This window comes from Geobacillus sp. (genome assembly GCF_017515625.1).
GTDB lineage: Bacteria > Bacillota > Bacilli > Bacillales > Anoxybacillaceae > Geobacillus > Geobacillus stearothermophilus.
This window is the reverse complement of record NZ_JAFWFM010000079.1, coordinates 1-2,468: the sequence shown is the minus strand read 5'-3', so window position 1 is coordinate 2,468 and position 2,468 is coordinate 1. Positions and strand designations below refer to the sequence as shown.

The following is a 2,468-nucleotide window of genomic DNA, read 5'->3' as shown; positions in this document are numbered from 1 at the left end:
TTCAAGCATCAGTTTAGTGGGAGGAACGATAAACCTTGGCGGCACATCGAATTTTTCCTTTACCATCCCGCGTTCAGGAATCATTACTGCTGTCGCAGCCAATTTTTCCGCTACAACAGGCACAGCGTTTTTAGGAACAGCTACGATCCGCGCTCAATTGTATATCGCCACTTCTCCATCCAGCAACGTATTTTCGCCTATTCCAGACACGCTCATTACATTAACGCCATCAATCACCTTTCCCATCTCCCTAGCCCAAAACGCCAGCGGCATTGTCACAGGATAAACGTGCCTGTCAATACAGGCGACCGGCTGCTCATGGCGTTTTTCATCACCACTTCCGGCCTTTCAATCGCCGCTTCCGTCACGGGATATGCGAGCGCAGGAGTGGCGATTAGTTAGCCAACGATGGTGAAAAAGGGCAGAACATCACCAATCGGGAAACGGGAGATCGAAAACAATAAGCAGGCGGCTTCACGTGGACACCGCCGTGAAAGTCCGCCCGCTTTCCTCTTAATTTATGATTGTAACATCGAAAACACTTGCTCGACATCTTTATCCCCGCGCCCCGACAAATTCACAATGATGATTCGGTCTTTGCTTAACGTCGGCGCGAGCTTGATAGCGTACGCCACCGCATGGGCGCTCTCGAGAGCGGGGATGATTCCTTCCGTTTTGGACAACAGTTGGAACGCTTCGAGCACTTCCTCATTCGTAACCGTATAATACTCAGCCCGCCCGGACACTTTCAAATGGCTGTGCTCCGGACCGATGCCCGGATAATCGAGCCCAGCGGCGATCGAGTATGTGGGCTGCGGGTTGCCGTTTTCATCAAGCAACACGAGACACTTGAATCCGTGAAGAACCGCCGGAACCCCTTTCGTCAACGTCGCCGCCTTCTCCGGCTCGACACCGATGAGCCGCACGCTCGGTTCATCCAAGTAGTGGGCGAACGCCCCGATGGCGTTGCTTCCCCGCCGACGCAGGCCACTACCGCATCCGGAAGACGTCCTTCCTTCTCTACAATCTGCCGCTTGCTCTCTTCGCTAATAACCGACTGAAAATGTTTCACCATCGACGGGTACGGATGCGGACCAACCGCCGAACCAAGCAAGTAAAATGTAGTCTTATAGTTTTGCACAAGATCGTTCAGCGCCTCATCCACGGCATCCTTCAATCGTCCTTGACCTTTCGAGACCGACACGACTTTCGCCCCTAACAGCTCCATGCGGAACACATTGAGCGCCTGGCGCTTCGTATCTTCTTCTCCCATATAAATGGTGCAGTCCATGCCAAACATGGCGCATGCGGTAGCGGTCGCCACCCCGTGCTGGCCTGCGCCTGTCTCCGCAATGACCCGCTTCGCGCCCATCCGCTTCGCCAATAAAATTTGCCCAATCACGTTGTTGATTTTATGCGAACCGGTATGGTTTAAATCCTCACGTTTCAAATAAATCTTCGCCCCGCCGAGCCGCTCCGTCAACCGCGCCGCAAACGTCAGCGGACTCTCACGGCCGACATACTCCCGCAAATAGGTTCGAAACTCCTCATTGAATTCCGGGTCATCTTTATATTTCAGAAACTGCTCTTCCAAGTAGTCAAGCACTTCCTGCAGTTCAGGCGGAACAAAGCTGCCGCCAAACTCGCCAAAATACCCTCTTCTTTCCTGCGCTACACTCATTGCTCATCTCTCCTCTGCTTTCTAAAAGTCGTAACAGTAACAGAATAGACTGTTTTGACAGGCAAGTCAATCAATAATTTTTACTTTTTGAAACATTAAAAAAGGAGCGGCCCACCGCACAACTAGACGCCAAGCATTCACTGCTAGTGCGGTGAGCATGTGCTGCTGCAAAGCCATCGTGCAGCCGCACCCTCACAGCTTCCTACTTCGGATATTCACCAACCAGAGCAGGCAGTTCGGCTTATAAAACCCCAAGCTGCTCATCGCGCAGATCGGTAATAAACATATGTCCTGGGGCATGCGTAATCATGATATCCGGCTTTACTTCCATAGCAACCGCTTGGGGGGTGACCCCACAGGCCCAAAATACCGGGGTTTCCTCCTCACGGATGGTGACCGGATCCCCAAAATCAGGCTTATAAATATCATGAATCCCTATAAGTTTCGGGTCGCCAATATGAATAGGGGCACCATGAACAGACGGGAAGCGGCTCGTGACTTGAACCGCCCTGACAACATCCTTATGGGGAATCGGGCGCATGCTTACAACCACTTGCTCGAATCTGATGCCCGACAGTATTTTCTTGCAATCACCGTAAACTACCATAAAAAAGAGAAGAGTTCTCTCATCCCCCCTTCCTTTCAAAGGTATTGTCAAAAGTTTATCCTCCACACTCACGGTTTTCCCTTGAGTTTCAACGGTTGGAAGAAAAAAAGCTTGCCACCCCCGTTGTTTTCGGCCATCATTGAGGTAACGACACCCAACAGCCAAAACAAAGGAGTGACA

General features: G+C 51.4%; 2 protein-coding genes and 1 pseudogene. 1 reads left to right on the top strand and 2 read right to left on the bottom strand.

All coding sequences use genetic code 11. From position 1 onward, the window contains the following. A partial coding sequence (locus IKE44_RS05025) for an exosporium glycoprotein BclB-related protein (protein ID WP_287465201.1) occupies positions 1-286 on the top strand: 286 nt, incomplete at its 5' end. Positions 287-518: 232 nt separating this feature from the next. Here the strand turns inward: IKE44_RS05025 and trpB are convergent. Together trpB and IKE44_RS05015 are read right to left on the bottom strand one after the other, a co-directional pair. Further along, positions 519-1,681 (bottom strand): annotated as a pseudogene (gene trpB, locus IKE44_RS05020) (tryptophan synthase subunit beta). Positions 1,682-1,922: 241 nt separating this feature from the next. Further along, a partial coding sequence (locus IKE44_RS05015; protein WP_287465200.1) for a D-glutamate cyclase family protein occupies positions 1,923-2,468 on the bottom strand: 546 nt, incomplete at its 5' end.